Annotated in this window: 22 protein-coding genes; 17 read left to right on the forward strand and 5 right to left on the reverse strand. The window is 70.1% G+C overall.

Annotated elements, in window-relative coordinates:
• The first annotated feature begins 20 nt into the window (after positions 1 to 20).
• Positions 21 to 626 carry a GNAT family protein gene (locus Q0D75_RS06900; RefSeq protein WP_291050853.1) on the forward strand — a complete coding sequence of 202 codons (606 nt, stop codon included), beginning with the start codon at positions 21 to 23 and terminating at the stop codon, positions 624 to 626.
• Here Q0D75_RS06900 and secA2 read toward each other — a convergent pair.
• The gene (secA2, locus tag Q0D75_RS06905; protein WP_291050856.1) at positions 603 to 2,933 is read right to left on the reverse strand and encodes an accessory Sec system translocase SecA2; all 2,331 of its coding nucleotides are present in this window, start codon (positions 2,931 to 2,933) and stop codon (positions 603 to 605) included. The genes Q0D75_RS06900 and secA2 overlap by 24 nt on opposite strands.
• Positions 2,934 to 2,978: 45 nt before the next feature.
• On the reverse strand, positions 2,979 to 3,548 hold the full coding sequence (locus Q0D75_RS06910; protein WP_291050858.1) for a GIY-YIG nuclease family protein: 570 nt from the start codon (positions 3,546 to 3,548) through the stop codon (positions 2,979 to 2,981).
• A gap of 117 nt (positions 3,549 to 3,665) precedes the next feature.
• Here Q0D75_RS06910 and Q0D75_RS06915 point away from each other — a divergent pair, with 117 nt between their 5' ends.
• The 5 genes from Q0D75_RS06915 (at position 3,666) to Q0D75_RS06935 (ending at position 9,411) form a co-directional block, all read left to right on the forward strand.
• Entirely contained in the window at positions 3,666 to 4,604 is a 939-nt protein-coding gene (locus Q0D75_RS06915; RefSeq protein WP_291050861.1) for a hypothetical protein, read from the forward strand.
• Positions 4,605 to 4,694: 90 nt separating this feature from the next.
• Positions 4,695 to 5,792: a histidinol-phosphate transaminase gene (locus tag Q0D75_RS06920; protein ID WP_291050865.1), complete on the forward strand. Its 1,098-nt coding sequence runs from the start codon at positions 4,695 to 4,697 to the stop codon at positions 5,790 to 5,792.
• Positions 5,793 to 5,796: 4 nt separating this feature from the next.
• Positions 5,797 to 6,954, forward strand: coding sequence for a thiamine pyrophosphate-dependent enzyme (locus tag Q0D75_RS06925; protein WP_291050869.1), 1,158 nt, complete (start codon positions 5,797 to 5,799; stop codon positions 6,952 to 6,954).
• Positions 6,951 to 7,979: an alpha-ketoacid dehydrogenase subunit beta gene (locus tag Q0D75_RS06930; RefSeq protein ID WP_291050872.1), complete on the forward strand. Its 1,029-nt coding sequence runs from the start codon at positions 6,951 to 6,953 to the stop codon at positions 7,977 to 7,979. The genes Q0D75_RS06925 and Q0D75_RS06930 overlap by 4 nt, the downstream gene beginning before the upstream one ends.
• A gap of 19 nt (positions 7,980 to 7,998) precedes the next feature.
• Positions 7,999 to 9,411: a dihydrolipoamide acetyltransferase family protein gene (locus Q0D75_RS06935; RefSeq protein WP_291050875.1), complete on the forward strand. Its 1,413-nt coding sequence runs from the start codon at positions 7,999 to 8,001 to the stop codon at positions 9,409 to 9,411.
• Between the two features lie 27 nt (positions 9,412 to 9,438).
• Here Q0D75_RS06935 and Q0D75_RS06940 read toward each other — a convergent pair whose 3' ends face one another.
• On the reverse strand, positions 9,439 to 10,155 hold the full coding sequence (locus Q0D75_RS06940; protein WP_291050887.1) for a hypothetical protein: 717 nt from the start codon (positions 10,153 to 10,155) through the stop codon (positions 9,439 to 9,441).
• A 137-nt stretch (positions 10,156 to 10,292) separates the two neighbouring features.
• On the opposite strand from Q0D75_RS06940, the gene Q0D75_RS06945 reads away from it, so the two are divergent.
• From Q0D75_RS06945 to Q0D75_RS06960, 4 genes are all read left to right on the forward strand, one after another.
• A complete protein-coding gene (locus Q0D75_RS06945) occupies positions 10,293 to 11,234 on the forward strand; it encodes a zinc ABC transporter substrate-binding protein (protein WP_291050890.1) in 942 nt (313 codons plus the stop codon).
• A gap of 9 nt (positions 11,235 to 11,243) precedes the next feature.
• The gene (locus Q0D75_RS06950; RefSeq protein WP_291050895.1) at positions 11,244 to 12,131 is read left to right on the forward strand and encodes a metal ABC transporter ATP-binding protein; all 888 of its coding nucleotides are present in this window, start codon (positions 11,244 to 11,246) and stop codon (positions 12,129 to 12,131) included.
• Positions 12,128 to 13,006, forward strand: a complete 879-nt coding sequence (locus tag Q0D75_RS06955; RefSeq protein ID WP_291050899.1) for a metal ABC transporter permease — start codon at positions 12,128 to 12,130, stop codon at positions 13,004 to 13,006. The genes Q0D75_RS06950 and Q0D75_RS06955 overlap by 4 nt, the downstream gene beginning before the upstream one ends.
• 67 nt (positions 13,007 to 13,073) lie before the next feature.
• Positions 13,074 to 13,466, forward strand: a complete 393-nt coding sequence (locus Q0D75_RS06960) for a transcriptional repressor (RefSeq protein ID WP_291050903.1) — start codon at positions 13,074 to 13,076, stop codon at positions 13,464 to 13,466.
• 3 nt (positions 13,467 to 13,469) lie between these two features.
• On the opposite strand, the gene Q0D75_RS06965 is transcribed toward Q0D75_RS06960, so the two are convergent.
• Both Q0D75_RS06965 and Q0D75_RS06970 read right to left on the reverse strand, forming a co-directional pair.
• Entirely contained in the window at positions 13,470 to 14,750 is a 1,281-nt protein-coding gene (locus Q0D75_RS06965; protein WP_291050912.1) for a HipA domain-containing protein, read from the reverse strand.
• On the reverse strand, positions 14,747 to 14,971 hold the full coding sequence (locus tag Q0D75_RS06970; protein ID WP_291050915.1) for a helix-turn-helix domain-containing protein: 225 nt from the start codon (positions 14,969 to 14,971) through the stop codon (positions 14,747 to 14,749). The genes Q0D75_RS06965 and Q0D75_RS06970 overlap by 4 nt, the downstream gene beginning before the upstream one ends.
• A gap of 257 nt (positions 14,972 to 15,228) precedes the next feature.
• Here Q0D75_RS06970 and rpmB point away from each other — a divergent pair, with 257 nt between their 5' ends.
• The 7 genes from rpmB (at position 15,229) to Q0D75_RS07005 (ending at position 20,451) form a co-directional block, all read left to right on the forward strand.
• A complete protein-coding gene (gene rpmB, locus Q0D75_RS06975; RefSeq protein WP_259525652.1) occupies positions 15,229 to 15,465 on the forward strand; it encodes a 50S ribosomal protein L28 in 237 nt (78 codons plus the stop codon).
• Positions 15,465 to 15,632: a 50S ribosomal protein L33 gene (gene rpmG, locus Q0D75_RS06980; protein ID WP_022897487.1), complete on the forward strand. Its 168-nt coding sequence runs from the start codon at positions 15,465 to 15,467 to the stop codon at positions 15,630 to 15,632. The genes rpmB and rpmG overlap by 1 nt, the downstream gene beginning before the upstream one ends.
• 3 nt (positions 15,633 to 15,635) lie before the next feature.
• Positions 15,636 to 15,941, forward strand: a complete 306-nt coding sequence (gene rpsN, locus Q0D75_RS06985) for a 30S ribosomal protein S14 (RefSeq protein ID WP_290805300.1) — start codon at positions 15,636 to 15,638, stop codon at positions 15,939 to 15,941.
• 104 nt (positions 15,942 to 16,045) lie between these two features.
• On the forward strand, positions 16,046 to 16,333 hold the full coding sequence (locus tag Q0D75_RS06990) for an HU family DNA-binding protein (protein ID WP_066039861.1): 288 nt from the start codon (positions 16,046 to 16,048) through the stop codon (positions 16,331 to 16,333).
• Positions 16,334 to 16,443: 110 nt separating this feature from the next.
• Positions 16,444 to 18,429 (forward strand): cytochrome c oxidase assembly protein, encoded by a 1,986-nt coding sequence (locus tag Q0D75_RS06995; RefSeq protein ID WP_291050917.1) that lies wholly within the window; start codon positions 16,444 to 16,446, stop codon positions 18,427 to 18,429.
• A gap of 127 nt (positions 18,430 to 18,556) precedes the next feature.
• A complete protein-coding gene (locus Q0D75_RS07000; protein ID WP_291050918.1) occupies positions 18,557 to 19,738 on the forward strand; it encodes an NAD-dependent epimerase/dehydratase family protein in 1,182 nt (393 codons plus the stop codon).
• Positions 19,735 to 20,451, forward strand: a complete 717-nt coding sequence (locus Q0D75_RS07005) for a glycosyltransferase family 2 protein (RefSeq protein WP_291050919.1) — start codon at positions 19,735 to 19,737, stop codon at positions 20,449 to 20,451. The genes Q0D75_RS07000 and Q0D75_RS07005 overlap by 4 nt, the downstream gene beginning before the upstream one ends.
• Positions 20,452 to 20,520: the final 69 nt, after the last annotated feature.

A 20,520-nucleotide genomic window follows, 5' to 3' on the forward strand; every position in this document is an offset into this window, starting at 1 on the left:
GAAGGGTGCAGAGTCGATGCATGGTCACCGTTCCCTGGGCTCCCGAGTACCCCGTCGTCACCCCCCGTCTGCGCCTGCGGCCGCATCGGCTCGACGATCTCGACGATCTGCTCCGGTTCCACTCCGATATCGAGGTGGTGCGGTACATCCCGTGGCCGGTGCGCACGCGCTCGCAGACCGAGGCGGCGCTCGAGGCGCGCACCCGGCAGGGGGTGGTGTTCGAGCCGGGACAGTGGCTGGTGTTGGCGATGGAACTGGACGGCCGGGTGATCGGCGAGATGCTGCTGAAGTACGACAGCGAGACGGATGCCCGGGGCGAGCTCGGCTACGCGATGGCCGCCGACGTCGAGGGGCACGGCTACGCCACCGAGGCCGCCCGCGCGATGCTCGACCTCGCCTTCGGCCCGTTCGGCCTGCACCGGGTGGTGGCCCGCCTGGACGCCCGGAACGGGGCATCCGCTCGCCTGCTGACCCGCCTCGGGATGCGCCAGGAGGCGCACCTGCGCGAGGACGAGTACTTCAAGGGCGAGTGGACCGACACGCTCGTGTTCGGCATCCTGGCCTCGGAGTGGCCCGCGCGCCCCCCGCGCCCCCCGCACCCCTCAGCGCAGGAAGCGCCGGAGTGACGTCGAGGCGCGGCGCCAGAGGCGCTTCTCGGGGGAGCCGAACGGGTCTTCGGTGACCATGTAGGTCCAGGTGGAGCCGGGGCGGAGGAAGGCGGGCGGATCGCGGCGGATGTCGTGATCTGCGACCGCACGGCCGAGGGCAGCCTCCACCGCGGCGGCGACCTCGGGCAGGAACGACTCGAACTCGCGCTGGGCGATCTTGACGTACTCGTCGAGCGGGTTGTCGCGCGCCAGGGAGCGCAGGTGGATGCCCTCACGGGCGTCGGCCAGGAGGGCGGCGTGCCGGCACCAGGTCGCGTCGAGGTGGTAGAGCGCGGTGCGGGTCGCGAAGCGATCGGTAGCCGCGGTACCGAACTCGCCCTCGAGCGCGGCGAGGTGACGCGAGGTCGCCGCGCTCCGCAGTGGTTCGGCGGTGGGCGCCTGTCGCAGGCCCCGCTCGAGCACCTCGGTGCGCAGCCGCAGCACGGCGGCGCGCTGGCGGGCCGGCGCTTCGGAGAACCGCAGGGTGCTGGCGCGCAGCTGCTCGCGAGAGGCCTCGCCGATCCGCTGGGCGTGGTTCAGGATGCTGGCGGCCCGGTCGAGGCCGCCGGCGTCGATTGCGCGGGAGTACTCGTCCGACACGAGGTCGAGGTGGGTGGCGACCACGGCATCCTCGAGGCTGGCGAAGAAGATGCTGGAACCCGGATCGCCCTGCCGGGATGCCCGGCCGCGCAGCTGATCGTCGAGCCGGCCGTTCTCGTAGCGTTCGGCGCCGATGACGCTGAGGCCGCCCAGCGCCGTGATCCGCTCGCGGTCGCGTTCGTCGCGACCGCCCAGCCTGATGTCGGTGCCCCGGCCGGCCATCTGGGTCGAGATGGTGACTCGGCCGAACTCGCCCGCCCGGGCGACGATGGCCGCCTCCTCGGCATCGTTCTTCGCGTTCAGCACCGCGGCCTCGATGCCGTCGTCGGACAGCGACGTCGCCAGGTGCTCCGACGCGGCGACACTGGCCGTGCCGACGAGGATCGGGCGCCCGGTGGAATGCTCGGTCCGGATGTGCTCCAGCAGGGCGGCGTGCTTCTCGCCGGGCGTGCGGAAGAGGCGGTCGGGATGATCGACCCGCCGGGAAGGCACGCGGGATGCGACCTCGCCCGTGGTGAAGCCGTAGCCCTCGGCCAGCAGCGGCGCGACGGCCAGAGCGGTTCCGCTCATCCCGCACACGGTCGCGTGCAGCTTCATCAGCGAGCCGACGGTGAGGGAATCGAGCACCTCGCTCAGAGCGCTCGCGTGCAGGCCCTCCTTCACCTCGATCGCCTCCTGCAGCCCATCGGGCCAGCGCTGGGCGGTGGACACGCGACCCCGGGCGGCGCTGATCAGCTCGAGCCGGCCGTCGCGCACGAGGTAGTCGACGTCGCGCTGCACCAGGGTGCGGGCGTGCAGGGCGAGGTTCACGGCCGTGAGGTGGTCGTGGGTGCTCGAGTCGAAGAGGTTGGCCACACCGAGGGCGTTCTCCACCGCGGCCGTGCCGGGGTCGGTGAGCGACACGTTGAGGCGGTCGGTGCCGACCTCGAAGTGCTCGCCGTCGCGCAGTGTCTTCACCACGGCCTCGACACGGTGCGAGTCGGCGTCGTGCCGGCCCTCCTCGGTCGCGGCGGCGAGCACCAGAGGGATGCTCGCCTCGTCGATCAGCACGGCATCGACCTCGTCGACGATCGCCACGTCGGGCCGCACCAGCGGGCCGGGAACGGCCTCGGCCCGGAAGCGGTCGCGCAGCACGTCGAAGCCGAGTTCGGAGGCCGAGACGTACACGACGTCGGCGTCGTAGGCGCGACGGCGGGCATCCGGGGTCTGGTCGGCCGCGATCCAGCCGGCCGAGACGCCGAACGCCTCGAACAGCGGGCCCATCCACTCGGCATCGCGCCGGGCGAGGTAGTCGTTGACCGAGATGACGTGGATCCGGCGGCCGTGAAGCGCGTAGCCGACGGCGGCGATCGCGCCGGCGAGCGTCTTGCCCTCACCCGTCGCCAGCTGCACCCCGTGGCCGGCGAGCAGCGCGAGGGCGGTGACCAGCTGGCCGGGGAACGGCCGCTGGCCGAGGGTGCGTTCGGCGGCCCGGCTCGCGACCGCGCAGAAGGTGCGCCGGTCGGCGTCGGTCCAGGATCGGCGGGCGGCCGCGCCCAGGGAGGCGATGGTCGCATCCGCCGTGTCGTCGCTGCGGGCCGGCGGCCGGGCGGGAATCGAATCGACGAGCCCTTCGAGGCGATGGAAGCTCGCTACGCCGCCGATCCCGAGGAAGGCGTTCAGGCGGGAGAGCAGCCGATCGCGCATGATCACCCTCCTCATCCACGCGCTGAACATGAATAAACATCGATATTACCGCCCGCGGAGGGCTTCGGCCTCGCTGCGCCAGCGGGCCAGGAGCTGCCAGGGGTCGTCGCCGGGTGCCGTCAGAGCGTGGACGTGGTCGGCCAGGTCGCCCGTGAGGGCGAACCACTCGCCGGTGAGTCGGTGCTCGGCGAACTCGGCGTGACGGGCCTGCTCGCGGGCACGGCCACCGCGTTCGAAGGCGAGCAGTTCTTCGTAGCGCAGTTGGGCCAGGCGGCTCCGCGGGTTCGCCGAGGTGCCGATCTTCACCCGGTCGCCGAAGCGCAGGTAGTAGACGACCTCGACGACCACGGGCGCCGAGCCGTCTTCCGGATGCTCGCCGTGCCGCCACTCGCACCGCGCGCAGAGCCAGCCGGACGGGTAACGCACGCCCAGGCGCGACCCGCAGGCCACGCAGGGCGACGGCAGCACGTCGGTGACCCCCACCTGGCCGGCCATCCACTCGGTGGCCTCCTGCAGATGGCCTCGGCAGAGCGCCAGCGGGGATTCGGCCGGGCGGCCGTCGGGGCTGCAGGGCGAATCGGGATCAGCGCCCGCCAGGGCGCAGGAGGTCGGCATGGTCGCACGCTACTCGCGGGGTGCGACATCCGGGTGCCGGAGCCGATGTCGGAGGCGGTGACTAGCGTCTCAGGAGACGAGCCACGGAGGGCGACGGATGGCCGGAAAGGAGGAGGAGTGCCCGAGAACGTGACCGCGTGGTGGGAGCGGCGGCAGCGGTCGAAGGGATGCGAGACCCCCTACCCGGTCGGCCGGTACCGGGAGGCCTGGCGCCGGTATCCGGTGCTGGTGCGGCAGTACCATCCGGAGTTCAACGCCGGGCGCACCCTCAGCCAGATCCCGCCGGCGGCCGACGTGTACCTCACCTGGCAGTGCGACGCGGGCCACCTGTTCGTCGCGACGCCGAGCGAGCAACGCAGCCGGCCGAGCGGTGGCCGGCGTCGACGCTCGGTGTGGTGCCCGGTGTGCGCCGAGATGGCGGTGCCCTCGCGGGTGGTCGCCGAGCGCGTTCACCCGCGCGTCGACGAGCCCGATCGCGTTCCCTCCGCCCCCGTTCCGCCCGCGTCCCCCGCTGCACCCGTCCCGGCCGTCGCGCCCGTGGCCGGGCGATCGGCCGCTCCCCGGCGGCCTGGAGCCGCAGGCCGTGCCGCCGTGCCGGCCGGCGAGGGATTGCGTCGTGTTCCCGGCAGCGCCTTCCGGAGCGCCCGGGCACCTCGCCCGGCCTCCGCCGTCGAGGCCGGCCTTCGGCAGCGGCTCGGCGAGCACTTCGCCTTCGACCTCGCACCGAACGCGGTGGCCGTGGGGCGGCCGTTCTTCGGCCGGCACGAAGTGTGGCCCGACTTCGTGATCGACGAGCTGCGGATCGCCGTCGAGTACGACACCGTCGGCCGTTTCGGCCTCGAGCACGTCGGCCCCCGCGAAGAGGCCGATCGGCGGAAGGACCGCCTGCTGCGGGAGGCCGGCTGGGAGGTGGTGCGCATCCGCTGCCGACCGCTGGAGGCGCTCGGCCCGCACGACCTGGTGGTGTCGGGGGTCACCGCGAAGCTCGTCGACGATCTCGCGGCGGTGTTCGGCGCCCTCCGCGGCGAGCTCTTCGTCGAGGCGTACCGGCGCTGATTCCGGCACGATTCCACAGCTCGGCTGAAGGGTTATCCACAGCCGGACATATTCCCGGGCCGCTTTCGCAGCGCGAACTAAGATGAACGAATGAGTTCCGGCCCCCTGGACGCACGTTCCGACGCTGCGGCGACCCCCGTGAAGCTCCGCCCTGAGATCCTGGCGTTGCCCTCCTACAAGCAGGGCAAGGCGGCCCCCGGCGGCTTCAAGCTCTCCTCCAACGAGAACCCCTTCGATCCACTTCCCGGCGTGCTGGAGGCGGTGGATGCCGCCACCCGGCAGCTGCACCGCTACCCGAACGCCGGAGCGCCCGAGATCACCGCCCGGCTCGCCGCCGACTGGGGCGTCGAGCCCGAGGAGGTCATCGTCGCCGCTGGCTCGGTGGCCCTGCTCACCCACTTCACCCAGGCGGCGGCCGGCCCGGGCGACGAGGTCGTCTACTCCTGGCGCTCGTTCGAGGCCTACCCGTGGATGACGGTCATCCCGAGTGCCGTGCAGGTGCCGGTGCCCAACACCCCCGGCCACCGTCATGACCTCGACGCGATGGCCGCCGCGATCACCGACCGCACCCGCCTGGTGATCGTCTGCAGCCCCAACAACCCCACCTCGACGGTCGTCACCGAAGACGAGTTCGAGACCTTCATGGCGAAGGTGCCGAGCCACGTGCTCGTGATCCTCGACGAGGCCTACGCCGAGTTCGTCACCGATCCGGCCGCCGTGAACGGCCGCGAGCTGATCCACCGCTACCCGAACCTCGTCGTGCTGCGCACCTTCTCCAAGGCCTACGGGCTCGCCGGGCTGCGGATCGGCTACGGCATCGGCCCGGCCGCCATCCTGGCCGCCGCCCGCACCACGATCATCCCGCTCAGCCTCACCGATCAGGCCCAGGTGGCCGCCGTCGCCTCGCTCGACCGCAGCGACGAGCTGCGTGCACGCGTCGACGACATCACCGCCCGCCGCGACGCCGTCTACGACGCGCTGGTGGGGCTCGGGCACACCGACATCCCGAGGCCGCACGGCAACTTCGTCTGGTTCCCCGCGGGCGAGCGCAGCCAGGAGGTGGCCGAGACCTTCCTGCGGCACGGCATCGTCGCGCGCGCCTACCTGCCCGACGGTGTGCGGCTCACCATCGGCGAGCAGGAGTCGGTCGAGAACATCCTGTCCGCCGCCGAAGAGATTGCGAGGTAACCGGATGGCCGACACCATCATCGCGAACCCCACCGCCGGGCCCGCCACCGAGACCACGGTGCAGTTCCTGACCCCGGAAGGCGAGTTCGCTCCGAGCGAGAGCGCCGAGGAATACGCCTCGTACCTCGATCGCCTCAGCCACGACGACCTCCAGCAGTTCTACCGCCACATGGCGGTGGTGCGCCGCTTCGACCACGAGGGCACCAACCTGCAGCGCCAGGGCCAGATGGCGCTCTGGGTGCCGAGCCACGGCCAGGAGGCCGCCCAGGTCGGCTCCGCCTTCGCCGCGAAGCCGCAAGACCACATCTTCCCCTCGTACCGCGAGCACGCGGTCGCCCACGTGCGCGGCATCGACCTGCTCTCGATCGTCGAGCTGCTGCGCGGCAACACGCACGGCGGTTGGGACCCGACCGATCCGGCCAACGGCAACTTCCACGGCTACTGCCTCGTCATCGGCTCGCACACGCTGCACGCCACCGGCTACGCCATGGGCATGCAGCGCGATGGCGTGGTGGGCACGGGCGACGACTCCGTAGACGCCGCCGTGCTCGCCTACTTCGGAGACGGCTCCACCTCGCAGGGCGACGTGAGCGAGGCCTTCGTGTTCTCGGCCTCGGCGCAGAGCCCGAACGTGTTCTTCCTGCAGAACAACCACTGGGCCATCTCGGTGCCGGTGTCGGTGCAGTCGCGCATCCCGCTCTACCTGCGCTCGCGCGGCTTCGGGGTGCCCAGCGTGCAGATCGACGGCAACGACGTGCTCGCGAGCTTCGCGGTCACCGCGAAGCACCTCGACGAGGCGCGAGCCGGGAACGGCCCGCAGTTCATCGAGGCGCTCACCTACCGCATCGGCGCGCACACCTCGTCCGACGACCCCAGCAAATACCAGGATCAGGCGCTGTACGACTACTGGGTCGCGCGCGACCCCATCGTCCGCTTCGAGACGTACCTCCGCTCGCTCGGCGAGGGAGACGCGTTCTTCGCCGCGATCGCCGAGGAGGCCGACGACTACGCGGCCGACATCCGTCACCGCACCCTGGCGCTCACCCCGCCGCCCGCCTCGATCATGTTCGACCACGTGTACTCCGAGCCGCACCCCGTGATGCAGGAGCAGAAGCTCTGGCTCGAACGGTACGAGGCTTCGTTCGAAGGGGATCAGGCATGAGCGTCACCGATCTGACCGGCACGGCCACGGAATCCGCCCCCGCCTCGCGCGTCGAAGAGCTGCCGATGGCCAAGGCGCTCAACGCCGGGCTCCGGCAGGCGCTCGCCGACGACCCCAAGGTGCTGCTGATGGGAGAAGACATCGGCCGTCTGGGCGGCGTCTTCCGCGTCACCGAAGGCCTGCAGGCCGAGTTCGGCACCGACCGCGTCGTCGACACGCCGTTGGCCGAGTCCGGCATCATCGGCACGGCCATCGGCCTGGCGCTGCGCGGCTACCGCCCGGTGTGCGAGATCCAGTTCGACGGCTTCATCTACCCCGGCTTCGACCAGATCACCAGCCAGCTGGCCAAGCTGACGAACCGCGGATCGGGCGCCTTCTCGATGCCCGTGGTCATCCGGGTGCCCTACGGCGGGCACATCGGCGCCGTCGAGCACCACCAGGAGAGCCCGGAGACGTACTTCGCGCACACCGCCGGCCTCCGCGTGGTGAGCCCGTCGACGCCGAACGACGCGTACTGGATGATCCAGGAGGCGATCGCCTCGAACGACCCGGTGATGTTCTTCGAGCCCAAGAGCCGCTACTGGCCCAAGGGCCCGGTCGACTTCGCCGGCACCGCGGCGCCGCTGCACGCCTCGCGCGTGGTGCGTACGGGAACGGATGTCACGCTGCTGGCCCACGGCGCGATGGTGAGTGTGCTGATGGCCGCCGCCGAGATCGCCGCCGAGGAGGGGGTGAGCGCCGAGGTCGTCGACCTGCGCTCGCTCAGCCCGATCGACTACGGACCGATCATCGACTCGGTCACCAAGACCGGCCGCCTGGTCGTGGCGCAGGAGGCTCCCGGCTTCGTGAGCCTCGGCTCGGAGATCGCCGCCACCGTGTCGGAGCGTGCGTTCTACTCGCTGCAGGCGCCGGTGCTCCGGGTCTCCGGCTTCGACACCCCGTTCCCACCCGCCAAGCTCGAGACGCTCTACCTCCCTGACGCCGACCGCGTCATGGAGGCCGTCGACCGGGTGATGGCCCACTAGGGCCAGGAGGAGACCTGCCATGACCAGCTCCCAGTTCCACCTCCCGGATGTCGGCGAAGGCCTCACTGAGGCCGAGATCGTCTCGTGGAAGGTCGCTCCCGGCGACACCATCGCGATCAACCAGGTGATCGTCGAGATCGAGACCGCCAAGTCGCTCGTCGAGCTGCCCTCGCCGTTCGCGGGCACCGTCGAGGGCCTGCTCGTCGAAGAGGGCGCCACGGTCGATGTGGGCACGCCGATCATCACGGTCACCGCCACCGATGGCGCGGAAGCGCCGCCGGCCCCCGAGCCCGTCGATCGGCACGAGGCCGCCGGGGCTCCCGTCGCCGGTTCCGCGTCCGCCTCCCCCGATCTCACCGCTGCCGCAACGCTCGCCGCCTCGGCGCAGACGACGGCCGCCGCCGAGGAGAAGCCCGGCGCGGTGCTCGTGGGATACGGCATCAAGGGGCACGTCTCCAGCCGGCGCACGGGTCGAAGCGGCGCCCGCGCCGCCGTCCCGGCCATCGGCGAAGCTCCCGGTGCCGCTCGTCCGTCCACCCGGCCGGCCCGCGTTCCGCAGCCGATTGCCGGTCTGCCGGTCATCGCGAAACCGCCCATCCGCAAGCTCGCCAAAGACCTCGGCGTCGATCTCAACGAGGTCACGCCGACAGGGCTGATCGGCGACATCACGCGGGAGGACGTCATCCGGCACGCCGACCAGGCGAAGGTCTTCCACAACATCGAGACCCCTCAGTGGGCGCCGGTGCGGGAGGAGCGGATCCCGGTCAAGGGCATGCGCAAGCAGATCGCCAAGGCGATGGTGGCCTCGAAGTTCACGGCGCCGCACGTCTCGCTCTTCGTCGACGTGGATGCCACGCGCACCATGGAGTACGTGAAGCGGTTGAAGACCTCGCCCGACTTCGTGGGCGTGAAGATCTCGCCGCTCTTGATCATGGCCAAGGCGATGATCTGGGCCGTGCGACGCAACCCCATGGTCAATTCGGCCTGGACCGACAAAGAGATCATCGTGCGCAACTATGTGAACCTCGGCATCGCCGCGGCCACCCCGCGCGGGCTGATCGTCCCGAACATCAAAGACGCGCACGACATGTCGCTGCGCGAGCTCGCCGGTGCCTTGGAGCAGCTCACCATCACGGCGCGGGAGGGCCGCACCTCCCCCGCCGAGATGTCCGACGGCACCATCACCATCACGAACATCGGCGTCTTCGGGATGGACACGGGCACCCCGATCCTGAACCCCGGCGAGGTGGCGATCGTGGCCCTCGGCACCATCAGGCAGAAGCCCTGGGTGGTCGACGGCGAGGTGCGCCCCCGCTTCGTCACCACGATCGGCGCGAGTTTCGACCACCGCGTGGTCGACGGCGACGTGGCCAGCCGCTTCGTGGCCGACGTGGCTTCGATCATCGAGGAGCCCGCTCTCCTCCTCGACTGAGGCGGCGCTCCGGCACCCCCGGTGGGCTCAACCGGCCGGCGCAGGCGCCGGAGTCGGCGACAGGGAGAGGTCGACCCGGTCGAGGGCGACCAGGCGGAGGCCCGCGTCACCCCAGTAACAGGTCTGAAGCAGGATGTCGGCGTCCAGACCCGCGGTGGCCGTGGCGGCGTCGTCGCCGGCCTGGGCGTCGCGGCTGCCGGAGACCTGGTAGTCGCCGTCGAGATCGGTGCCGGTGATGGTGACGAGATCGAGGGGCTCCAGCTGGAGCACGAGGTCTCCGTCGCAGTAGTTGTGGGCGCCCACGATCGGGGCGACGGCGCCGATGTCCATCCGCACCCACTGGCAGTTGTCGAGTTCCACCTGGAATCCGCGCGTGGCGACCTGGATGGCGTCGTGCCGCTGCGCGCGCGAAGGCGCTTCCTGGCTCGGCGGCGCGGCCTGCTCGGGCTCGTCCCGCGGGGCGTCCTCGCGCACAGCATCGGCCGGTTGGGGCTGATCGCCCTGGGAACCCGCGGCGTCGACGTCGGGTGCGACGGATGGCGCCGGCTGGGCGGTATCGGGCCCGGCCAGGACGGTGCTGGTAGTGGCATCCGTGGTCTGCTGCGAAGGGTGCGCCGCCTGTGCCGCCACAGCCCAGCCGATGCCGCCCAGGAGCGCCGCCGTCGCCAGGGAGGCGACGATCCGCCGGGGCAGGGCGGCGCGGCGCTGCCGGCGGTGGTATTCGGCGAACTCGGGGCGCATCATCCCTCCCGGCCGGACGATAGCAGCCCGACGTGTCGACCTGGAGGCCGGAAGGCGGCCATCGCCCGCGATCGCTGATTTTGAAAATCATTATCAATTAGGTAGCGTTGAAGCGTTCCCGAGATAGACAGGCCTCCCCCGTGAAATCACGCTTCCTCTTCTCCGCTGCTGCCCTCGCCGCTTCCGCGCTCCTGCTGAGCGGATGCGCGGCCGGCTCGTCGGCGGATGCCGGCGCCGGCAGCACCTCCGATGGCGCATCCGACAGCGGCGGCGTGCGCGTCGTCGCCTCCACCAACGTGTACGGCAGCATCGCCGAGCTGGTGGGCGGCGACTTCGTCGACGTCACCTCGCTCATCGACAGCCCCGACCAAGACCCGCACGAGTACCAGGCCGACGCGCGCAACCAGCTCGCGCTCTCGAAGGCGCAGATCGTGATCGAGAACGGCGGCGGCTACGACGACTTCATCGACACGATGCTCGCCGCGGCCGACAACCCCGACGCGGTCGTGCTGAACGCCGCCGATCTCTCCGGCTACGACCAGGAGCCGGCCGAGGGCGAGTTCAACGAGCACGTCTGGTACGACTTCCCCACGGTGTCCAAGGTCGTCGACCAGCTGGTGACCGAGCTCTCGGCGGCCGACCCGGCCGAAGCATCCGTGTTCCAGGCCAACGGCGCGAGCGTGAAGACGCAGCTCGAGACGCTCGAGAGCACCGCGGAAGAGCTCAAGACCACCGCGGCCGGCACCGGTGTCGCCATCACCGAGCCCGTCCCCCTCTACCTGCTCGACTCGGTCGGCCTCGACAACAAGACTCCGGATGCCTTCAGCGAGGCCGTCGAGGAGGACACCGACGCGCCCGCCATCGTGTTGCAGGACACGCTCGCGCTGTTCGACTCCAAGCAGGTCTCCCTGCTGGTCTACAACGCGCAGACCGGCGGACCCCAGACCGACGCCCTGGTCGAGGCGGCGAAGAAGAACGGCATCCCGAGCGTCGCGGTCACGGAGACCCTGCCCGACGGCGACGACTACTTCACCTGGATGACGGGCAACCTCGATGCGATCGCCGAAGCGCTCGCCCAGTAGGGTTTCCCCGTGACCCGCAGCCCTGCGCCCTCGTCGGCCGGTACCCCGTCGGGGCCGGCCGATGCGGTGCTGTCGCTGCGCGACGCCTCGCTCGCGTTCGGGGATCGCACGCTCTGGTCGGGCCTGGATCTCGATGTGCGGCGAGGCGAGTTCATCGCCGTGCTCGGGGCCAACGGATCGGGCAAATCGAGCCTTCTGAAGGTGATCCTCGGCCAGCAGAGGCTCTCCGGCGGCAGCATCCGGTTCCTCGGCGAACCCGGGCGGCGCGGCGACCGGCGGATCGGCTACGTGCCCCAGCAGAAGCTCGCCGACGACGGTACTCCCCTGCGTGCCCGCGACCTGGTCGCGCTCGGCCTGAGCGGCCATCGCTGGGGTGTGCCGCTGCCCTCCACCGCCCGTCGTCGCGAGGTCGACGAGCTGCTCGCCGCGGTCGGCGCCACCGCCTACGCGAACGTCGGCGTCTCCACGCTCTCCGGCGGCGAGCAGCAGCGCATCCGGATCGGCCAGGCGCTGGCCGGCTCACCGCGCCTGCTGCTCTGCGACGAGCCGCTGCTCTCGCTCGACCTCACGCACCAGCGCGCGGTCAGCGAGCTGATCGACCGGCAGCGCCGCGAGCGGGACTTCGGCGTGCTGTTCGTCACGCACGACGTCAACCCGATCCTCGGCATGGTCGACCGGGTGCTCTATCTCGCGGGCGGTGGCTTCCGCATCGGCACGCCCGACGAGGTGCTGCGAACCGAGGTGCTCAGCGAGCTCTACGGATCGCGGGTCGACGTCATCCGCACCCACGGTCGCGTGATCGTGGTGGGCGCGCCCGACCACTCGCACGTGCACGAGGAGCACGAGCCCACTCCCGGTCGGGCGCACGGCCGCGGCGCCGAGGGGCTCGCCTCGTGAGCGGCGACTTCTGGTCGCAGATCTTCGACTTCTCCGACTACGGCGAACTGCTCGTGCTGCTGCAGAACTCCATCATCGCGGGCGCCGTGCTGGGTGTCGTCGGCGGCCTGATCGGCGTCTTCGTGATGTCGCGCGACATGGCGTTCGCCGTGCACGGCATCAGCGAGCTCTCGTTCGCGGGGGCAGCGGCCGGCCTGCTGTTCGGGGTCGGGGTGGTGCAGGGTTCGATCATCGGCTCGCTCGTGGCGGCGCTGATCATCGGCGTGCTCGGCTCCCGGGCCCGGGACCGCAACTCGATCATCGCCGTGCTGATGCCCTTCGGTCTGGGGCTCGGCATCCTGTGCCTGTCGCTGTATCCGGGGCGCTCGGCGAACAAGTTCGGCCTGCTGACCGGCCAGATCGTGGCGGTCGACGACCCCAAGCTCAACTCGCTGATCGCGATCTCGATCGTGGTGGTGCTCGGCCTGCTGCTGATCTGGCGGCCGCTCACCTTCGCGAGCGTGGATGCGGATGTCGCGTCGGCGCGCGGGGTGCCGGTGCGCGCCCTCTCGATCGTCTTCATGCTGCTGCTCGGCCTCGCCGTGGCGGTCTCGGTGCAGATCGTCGGGTCGCTGCTCGTGCTTTCGATCCTCGTGACGCCGGCGGCGGCGGCGCTGCGCATCTCCTCGTCGCCGATCGCGGTGCCGCTGCTCAGCACCCTGTTCGCGGTGGTGTCGCTGGTGGGCGGCATCCTGCTGGCCCTCGGCGCCTCCGTGCCGATCAGCCCCTACGTCACCACCATCTCGTTCCTGATCTACCTGGTCTGCCGGCTCGTGTCGGGGGCCCGGCGTCGTCGCGGAGTCGCCGGACGGCGAACGGATGCGGTGACCGCATGATCCCGGGCAGCATCCAGCCGCTCGCGCTACCGTGGTGGTGTTCGAACCGTTCCGGAAAGGGGTCGGCATGGTCGTGAAGCGCAACACCTGGCAGCGGGAGGCCGTGCGCTCGGCCCTCGGCACCCAGATGGGCTTCGTGAGCGCCCAGGGGCTGCACGCCGCGCTGGCCACCTCCGGTTCCCACATCGGCCTGGCCACGGTCTACCGCGCACTCGCCGACCTGGCGAACGAGGGCGAGGCCGACTCGCTGCAGTCCCCCGAGGGCGAGGCGCTCTACCGCGCCTGCTCGCTGGCGCACCACCACCACCTGATCTGCCGCAGCTGCGGCCTCACGGTCGAGATCGAGGCCGACGAGGTGGAGGAGTGGGCCCACCGCACGGCCACCCAGCACGGCTTCAGCCGCCCCGAGCACGTGGTCGACGTCTTCGGCTTCTGCTCGGCCTGCGTCCCCCCGCAGTAGCGGTCAGCCCCTCTCGACCAGCGGGAGGCCCGCGATCCCCTCGAGGAGACGATCGGCGGTCGCTTCGGCGTCGGCACCCAGGATCCCGAGGTTCTCGCGTGCGCGCTCGAACGCCCCGAGGGCGGCTGTGCGCATCCGGTCGACGATGTCACGCGCTTCGGGCCCGGGGATCCGCAGGCGGGTAGCGGCGCGTACGAAGTCCTCGGTGCCCAGACGGTCGATCCGGTACTCGCCGTTCACATTCATCGCGAGCTGGATGGATTCATTGCCGGCGCGGTAGGCGGCATAGCTCGCCAGATCGTAGAGCGGGGCCAGGCGGACGCGTTCGCCGTCGAGCATGATCGAGTAGTTCTTGGCATGCGCATCCGTTCCTGCGACGACGGCATTGAACACGAAGCCCTCGAAGAAGGCTCGAGCCGCCTCCACCCGGTCACCGATCAAGGGCATGACGTCGAGCAATCCTGCGAACGCTGCAAGGCCGGGACCTCCGTCTCGCCGCTGGTACTTCTTTGCCGGCGAGACGGCGAGTGCCTGGCAGAGGTCTTCCTGATGGAGTCGATGCCAGACTCCGTCGCGGAGCTCGCGGTCATACCGGGTCGAGACGAAGGTGCGGATGCCGCCGAACTCGGCCAGTGTGCTCGCCGCGGTGACGAGCCCCAGTTCGCGGGCCGCACCCATGGTGAGCTGCTCGATCACGTCGATGCCCCGCATCTCACCGCTGACCGGCTTCAGGATGTGGGTGGTGGGGACGGCGTCGTGCGGGAGGCCCCATCCGCCGTCGGCCAGCGCATGCAGCGCGATCTTCGGCTGGGCGCCCGCGAGCGAGAACCTGCCTTCGCGCAGGGAGAGCGGCCTGCCGTGGCGGTACTCTTCGATCGCATCAGCCAGCATCTTCGCGATCTCGGCCTCGGTCACCGCCCGAGCCGTCATCCGCGTGCCGGATGCGTCCGGCGGCGGCGCGCCCGGCGGCAGCAGTTGGAGAGCCCCGGCGACATCCGCGCCGACGTGCTCCAACAGAGCGAAGGGACTGGTGGCGGAAACCCCGTAGGTGCTGCCCATCGCCGACAATGCTTGAGCGTTGTCAGGGAGGAGCCCTTGCAGGAACGGCAGTGCCACACGATTCCTGTGCTCGACACGCTCGAGCGGGATCGACATCGACACCGGCGTCGCGGTCGGGGAGAGCCGGTACCCTTCGTCGTACTCGAAGCTCAGATTGCCCGCTCCCGTCATGGAGAAGACGCCGGTCAAGGTCCCGTCGAGGTAAGCGTGGAGTTCGCGACTCATTGCTCGTTCCCAACCGGAGTGATCGGGACGACGTCGACCTCGTAGCCGAGAGCTTGAAGCACGTCCAGGACCTTGCTCGCATTGACGCTGGTCTTGCCGTTCTCGAACTCGTTGAGCCACTTGCGTGACACCCAGGCTTTCACCGCGAGCTCCTCTTGGCTGAGACCGGCGCGCAGACGGAGCTCTCGCGTCTTGAGACCGAGGCTACGGACGGTCTTCATGATGCCTCCTGGGAGCGTACGGTTACATTCGCTGATGTGAACGTACGGTTACACTACAAGATGTGAGCGTACGGTTACAAGAATCTCCGCGGGTCGCCTCGGAATTGCCTTGAGAGACTGTCTGTCCTAAGCTACTCAGGTTGGGTGGAATCCTCCGCCCATTGCGAGCCTGCCCGGTTCGAGAGAATCGGCGGCGGGCTTGTCGACAAGTCATCTTGGGTGAGGCACTCGTCTCACGGTAACCAATGGAGGAAACAATGGCAGCAGTGTGCCAGGTGACTGGAGCCGTTCCCGGCTTCGGTCACAACATCTCGCACTCGCACCGTCGCACCAAGCGGCGCTTCGACCCGAACGTGCAGAAGAAGACGTACTACGTGCCGTCGCTTCGCCGTAACGTCACCCTGACCCTGTCCGCCAAGGGCATCAAGGTCATCGACGCCCGCGGCATCGAGTCCGTGGTCAAGGACATCCAGGCACGGGGGATCAAGCTCTAATGGCAAAGCAGCAGGACGTCCGTCCCATCATCAAGCTCCGCTCGACGGCGGGCACCGGTTACACCTACGTGACCAAGAAGAACCGTCGCAACGACCCCGACCGCCTCGTGCTGAAGAAGTACGACCCGGTCATCCGCAAGCACGTCGACTTCCGAGAGGAGCGGTAACACATGGCTAAGAAGAGCAAGATCGCCCGTAACGAACAGCGCAAGGTCATCGTGGAGCGCTACGCCGCGAAGCGCCTCGAGCTGAAGAAGGCTCTCGTGAGCCCCACCTCGACCGACGAAGAGCGCGAAGCCGCTCGCCTCGGCCTGCAGAAGCTCCCCCGCAACGCCTCGCCGATCCGCGTTCGCAGCCGCGACGCCGTCGACGGACGCCCCCGCGGTGTGCTGACGAAGTTCGGAATCAGCCGTGTTCGCTTCCGCGACATGGCGCACCGCGGTGAATTGCCGGGCATTACGAAGTCCAGCTGGTAAATTACCCACGGTCGTACGACCAACAGCACTGGCCCTGGTGGCCGGGACCGTTCCTAGTAAACAGCTACAACTCGTAGCGAAAAGGTCCGAGGAGGACACCTTAAATGGCTGACAAGTCACTCAACAAGACCGAGCTCGTCGCAGCCGTCGCCGCCGCTTCCGGCCAGACGCAGGCTTCCGTCAACGAGGTTCTTGACGCTCTCTTCTCCACGCTGGCCGACTCGGTCGCTTCCGACACGAAGGTCACGATCCCGGGCTGGCTCGCTGTCGAGCGCACCTCGCGTGCCGCTCGCACCGGCCGCAACCCCCAGACGGGCGCCACCATCGAGATCCCCGCGGGCCACTCCGTGAAGATCTCGGCCGGCTCCAAGCTGAAGGCTGCCGCCAAGTAGCAGTGCATTTCCGGAAAGGGCGTCGACTTCGGTCGGCGCCCTTTCCGCATCCCGGTTGCCGCGAACGGGCACCGGGCGGGGGCTCAGGATGCGACGCGTAAAGTGGACGGGTGCTGAGAGTCGTGCGTGTCGCCGGGCCCGCCACCCTGGTGGCGGTGTCGGTCGTGGCATTGCTGGTGGCATTGGCGATCGGCGGCGGGGCCGCCCCCCAGCTGCTCGAAGACCCGGGAGCCGTGGTGCGCTTCGGGCTGCCGATCTCGAGCATGCTCGTGAACATCTCCGCAGCCGGCATGATCGGCGCGCTCGGCCTGGTGCTGTTCGCGATCCCGCCGGGCAGCACGGCCTACGGTCGCGCGCTCGACGTGGCCGCCGGATCCGCGGCGCTGTTCACGGTGGCCGCCGCCCTCACCGGCTTCTTCAACTACCTCAGCGTCACCGCCCGCGCGCTCAGCTTCGATGACGCCTTCAGCCAAGGGCTCGGGCAGTTCCTCACCCAGATCGCCCTCGGTCAGGCCTGGCTGCAGACCACGCTGATCGGCGCTGTGCTCACCGTGCTCTGCTTCGCCGTGCGCAACCAGACGACGCTCTTCTTCGTGGGCCTGCTCTCGGTGGTGGCGCTCTTCCCGATGGCCCAGCAGGGCCACGCGGCCGGAACGGATGGCCACGACGTCGCCATCACGGCACTCGGGCTGCACCTCATCTTCGCCGCGGCCTGGTTGGGCGGCCTGCTCGTGATCGTGCTGCTCAGCCGTCAGCTCGACACCCCGCGCCTGGTGGACGTGGTGGCCCGGTATTCGAGCGTCGCGCTCGTGTGTTTCGTGGTGGTCGCAGCATCCGGTTACGTCAGCGCCGAGCTGCGGGTGGGCTCGCTCGACCGGCTGACCACGCCCTACGGGCTGCTCGTGCTGGTGAAGGTGGGCGCGCTGATCGCGCTCGGTGTGTTCGGGGCGTTCCACCGGCGCTTCGTGATCCGGCGCCTTGAAGGCACCGGCCGTCGCCGGCACTTCTGGTGGCTGGTCGTGGCCGAACTCGGCTTCATGGGCATCGCCACCGGCTTCGCGGCGGCGCTCGCCCGCACCGCCACCCCGGTGCCCGAGACCGTCGCGACCACGCAGACGGCCGCGCAGATCCTGACCGGATCGGTGCTGCCACCCGAGCTGACACCCGAGACGTTCCTCACGCAGTGGAACTTCGACCTGATCTGGGTGCTCGTGTGCGCCTTCGCGATCTTCTTCTACCTGGCCGGCGTCATCCGCCTGCATCGGCGTGGCGACAAGTGGCCCTGGTATCGCACCGTGCTCTGGATCGCGGGCATCCTGCTGCTGTTCTACGTGACCAACGGCGGCCTGAACGTGTACGAGAAGTTCTTGTTCAGCGTGCACATGGCCGGGCACATGACGCTCAGCATGATGGTGCCGCTGCTGCTCGTTCCCGCCGGTCCGGTGACACTGGCGCTGCGGGCGATCCGCAAGCGCGACGACGGCACTCGCGGAATCCGGGAATGGATCCTGCTGGGGGTGCACTCGAAGGTCGCCACCGTGATCGCGAACCCGATCGTGGCCGGCGTGCTGTTCGCCACCAGCCTGGTGGCGTTCTACTACACGCCGCTGTTCCGCTGGGCGACCGAGAACCACATCGGGCACGAGTGGATGATCGTGCACTTCTTGATCGTGGGCTACCTGTTCGTGCAGGCGCTGATCGGCATCGATCCGGTGCCGTACAAGCTGCCGTACCCGTTCCGGTTGTTGCTGCTGCTGATCACGATGGCGTTCCATGCCTTTTTCGGGCTCGCGCTGATGGGCGGCAACGGGCTGCTGCTGGCCGATTGGTTCGGCGCCACCGGGCGTGACTGGGGGCCGAGCGCGATCGTCGACCAGCAGACCGGCGGCGGCATCGCCTGGAGCATCGGCGAGGTGCCGACCTTCATCCTCGCGCTGATCGTGGCCGTGCAGTGGAGTCGCAGCGACAAGAAGGAGACGAAGCGCCGCGACCGCAACGCCGACCGCACGAACGAGGCCGAGCTCGGTGAATACAACGCGATGCTCGAGCGCCTCGCCTCCCGCGACAGCAGCGGAGCGCCACCCGCCTCCCGCTGAACCCGGCTCGGTCTCCGCCCCCGTCCAAAACGAAAGGGGGCGGGACGGGCGGGCAGTCGGATGGCGGGGGCGCTCCGAATGCTCTGTGCCGGGCCCGCTTTCGGGCGGGCGGGAGGAGACTGGCGTCATGGGTTCTGAGGGAAAGACGGGCGCGCAGGCCGAATCGGTTCCGGATGCCCGCCCCGGCCGGCTCCTGGTCACGGGCGGCGCCGGTTTCATCGGATCCGAGATCGTGCGCCAGGCTCTCACCGCGGGCTGGGACGTGCGGGTGCTCGACAGCTTCCGCGACGACGTGCACGCCGAGTGGACGGATGCCTCCGCCATCGACCCGAGGGTGGAGGTGGTGCGCGCCGACGTGCGTGACGCCGCAGCCGTGGCATCCGCTCTGCAGGGTGTCGACGCCGTGAGCCACCAGGCCGGCAAGGTGGGGCTCGGAGTCGACTTCTCGGATGCGCCCGACTACGTGGGGTCGAACGAACTCGGCACGGCGGTGCTCCTGAACGAGATGGCGCAGGCCGGCGTCGACCGGCTCGTCTTCGCCTCGTCGATGGTGGTCTACGGCGAGGGACGCTACGTGAGTTCGCGCGGGGCGACCCGCCCGGCTCCGCGGCGACGCGCTGACCTCGACGCCGGGCGCTTCGACCCGCGCGACGAGCTCACCGGCGAGGCCCTGTACCCCGAGTTGATCGGAGAGGACTCGGCGCTGGACCCGCGCAACGTCTACGCCACGAGCAAGCTCGCCCAGGAGTTCCACTCCGCCGCCTGGGCCCGAACCACGGGCGGCCGCGTGGTCGGTCTCCGCTACCACAACGTCTACGGGCCGGGGATGCCGCAGAACACGCCGTACGCCGGTGTCGCCTCGCTGTTCCGCTCGGCTCTGGAGCGCGGTGAGGCCCCGCGCGTGTTCGAAGACGGGCGTCAGCGCCGCGACTTCGTGCACGTGCGCGACGTGGCCTCGGCCAACCTCGCCGCCCTCGCCTGGACCGCGGATGCCGCGCCCGAACGCGTCGAGATGCTCAATGTGGGCAGCGGCGTCGTGCACACGATCGGCGACATGGCCGAAGCGCTCAGCCGGGCGTTCGGCGGCCCGGCGCCCGTGGTGACCGGCGAATACCGCCTCGGCGACGTGCGGCACATCACCGCGTCGTCGGCCCGCATCCGGGATCTTCTGGGCTGGTCGTCCGCCGTCGACTTCGAGGCCGGCGTGCGCGAGTTCGCCGCAGCTCCCCTGCGCGCGGCCGCGGCCGCGTCGTCGTCGCCGTCCTCGCCCAGCGCGGCGCGCTCGCTCGAGAACGCGGTGCCCGCATGAGCGCGCCACTGGTGGACGTGGTGCTGCCCTGCCTGAACGAGGAGGGCGCTCTGCCCTGGGTGATCGGCCGGCTGCCGGAGGGCTACCGGGCGATCGTGGTCGACAACGGCTCGACCGACCGTTCGGCCGAGATCGCCCGTGCGGCCGGAGCCCTGGTGGTGACCGAGCCGAAGCGGGGATTCGGATCGGCGGCCCACGCGGGTCTGCTGGCCGCCACGGCCCCGATCGTGGCCTTCTGCGACGCCGACGCGTCGATGGACCCCGCCGAACTCCCCCGCCTGGTGGCGCCGATCGTCGCCGGGACCGCCGGGATCGTGCTCGGCCGCCGCCGGCCGACCACGCGCGGGGCCTGGCCCCTGCACGCCCGCTTCGCCAACCGGGCGCTCGCCGTTCTGATCCGCCGCCGGGCCGGCATCCGGGTGCACGACCTCGGCCCGATGCGCGCCGCCCGGCGGGAAGACCTGCTCGCGCTCGACCTTCAGGACCGCCGCAGCGGCTACCCGCTCGAGATGCTGCTGAAGGCACACGCCGGGGGCTGGACGGTGCGCGAGTACGACACCGCCTACAACCCGAGGGTGGGCCGTTCGAAGGTGACCGGCACCATCCGGGGCACGATCACGGCCGTGACCGACATGTCACGGCTGCTGCGCGATGTCGAGCAGAACGGTTCCGCCGCGCCCGCGGAAGCGGTACGTTCGCTGAACGTCGTCTGAACAGAGCGATCCGATCCGGCTCCCGCGCCGAATGCCCGGTACGACCTCGAAGTCGCACACAGCAGCACC

It is taken from the genome of Herbiconiux sp., assembly GCF_023264855.1.
Lineage (GTDB): Bacteria > Actinomycetota > Actinomycetes > Actinomycetales > Microbacteriaceae > Herbiconiux.

Excerpts from the sequence above, each read along its gene's own strand:
- rpmG (WP_022897487.1), top strand. The coding sequence starts at position 15,465 with ATGGCAAAGCAGCAGGACGTCCGTCCCATCATCAAGCTCCGCTCGACG.
- Q0D75_RS06900 (WP_291050853.1), top strand. The coding sequence starts at position 21 with ATGGTCACCGTTCCCTGGGCTCCCGAGTACCCCGTCGTCACCCCCCGT.
- rpsN (WP_290805300.1), top strand. The coding sequence starts at position 15,636 with ATGGCTAAGAAGAGCAAGATCGCCCGTAACGAACAGCGCAAGGTCATC.
- Q0D75_RS07000 (WP_291050918.1), top strand. The coding sequence starts at position 18,557 with ATGGGTTCTGAGGGAAAGACGGGCGCGCAGGCCGAATCGGTTCCGGAT.
- Q0D75_RS06920 (WP_291050865.1), top strand. The coding sequence starts at position 4,695 with ATGAGTTCCGGCCCCCTGGACGCACGTTCCGACGCTGCGGCGACCCCC.
- secA2 (WP_291050856.1), bottom strand. The coding sequence starts at position 2,933 with ATGCGCGATCGGCTGCTCTCCCGCCTGAACGCCTTCCTCGGGATCGGC.
- Q0D75_RS06965 (WP_291050912.1), bottom strand. The coding sequence starts at position 14,750 with ATGAGTCGCGAACTCCACGCTTACCTCGACGGGACCTTGACCGGCGTC.
- Q0D75_RS06925 (WP_291050869.1), top strand. The coding sequence starts at position 5,797 with ATGGCCGACACCATCATCGCGAACCCCACCGCCGGGCCCGCCACCGAG.
- Q0D75_RS06990 (WP_066039861.1), top strand. The coding sequence starts at position 16,046 with ATGGCTGACAAGTCACTCAACAAGACCGAGCTCGTCGCAGCCGTCGCC.
- rpmB (WP_259525652.1), top strand. The coding sequence starts at position 15,229 with ATGGCAGCAGTGTGCCAGGTGACTGGAGCCGTTCCCGGCTTCGGTCAC.
- Q0D75_RS06940 (WP_291050887.1), bottom strand. The coding sequence starts at position 10,155 with ATGATGCGCCCCGAGTTCGCCGAATACCACCGCCGGCAGCGCCGCGCC.
- Q0D75_RS06930 (WP_291050872.1), top strand. The coding sequence starts at position 6,951 with ATGAGCGTCACCGATCTGACCGGCACGGCCACGGAATCCGCCCCCGCC.
- Q0D75_RS07005 (WP_291050919.1), top strand. The coding sequence starts at position 19,735 with ATGAGCGCGCCACTGGTGGACGTGGTGCTGCCCTGCCTGAACGAGGAG.
- Q0D75_RS06910 (WP_291050858.1), bottom strand. The coding sequence starts at position 3,548 with ATGCCGACCTCCTGCGCCCTGGCGGGCGCTGATCCCGATTCGCCCTGC.
- Q0D75_RS06970 (WP_291050915.1), bottom strand. The coding sequence starts at position 14,971 with ATGAAGACCGTCCGTAGCCTCGGTCTCAAGACGCGAGAGCTCCGTCTG.
- Q0D75_RS06960 (WP_291050903.1), top strand. The coding sequence starts at position 13,074 with ATGGTCGTGAAGCGCAACACCTGGCAGCGGGAGGCCGTGCGCTCGGCC.
- Q0D75_RS06935 (WP_291050875.1), top strand. The coding sequence starts at position 7,999 with ATGACCAGCTCCCAGTTCCACCTCCCGGATGTCGGCGAAGGCCTCACT.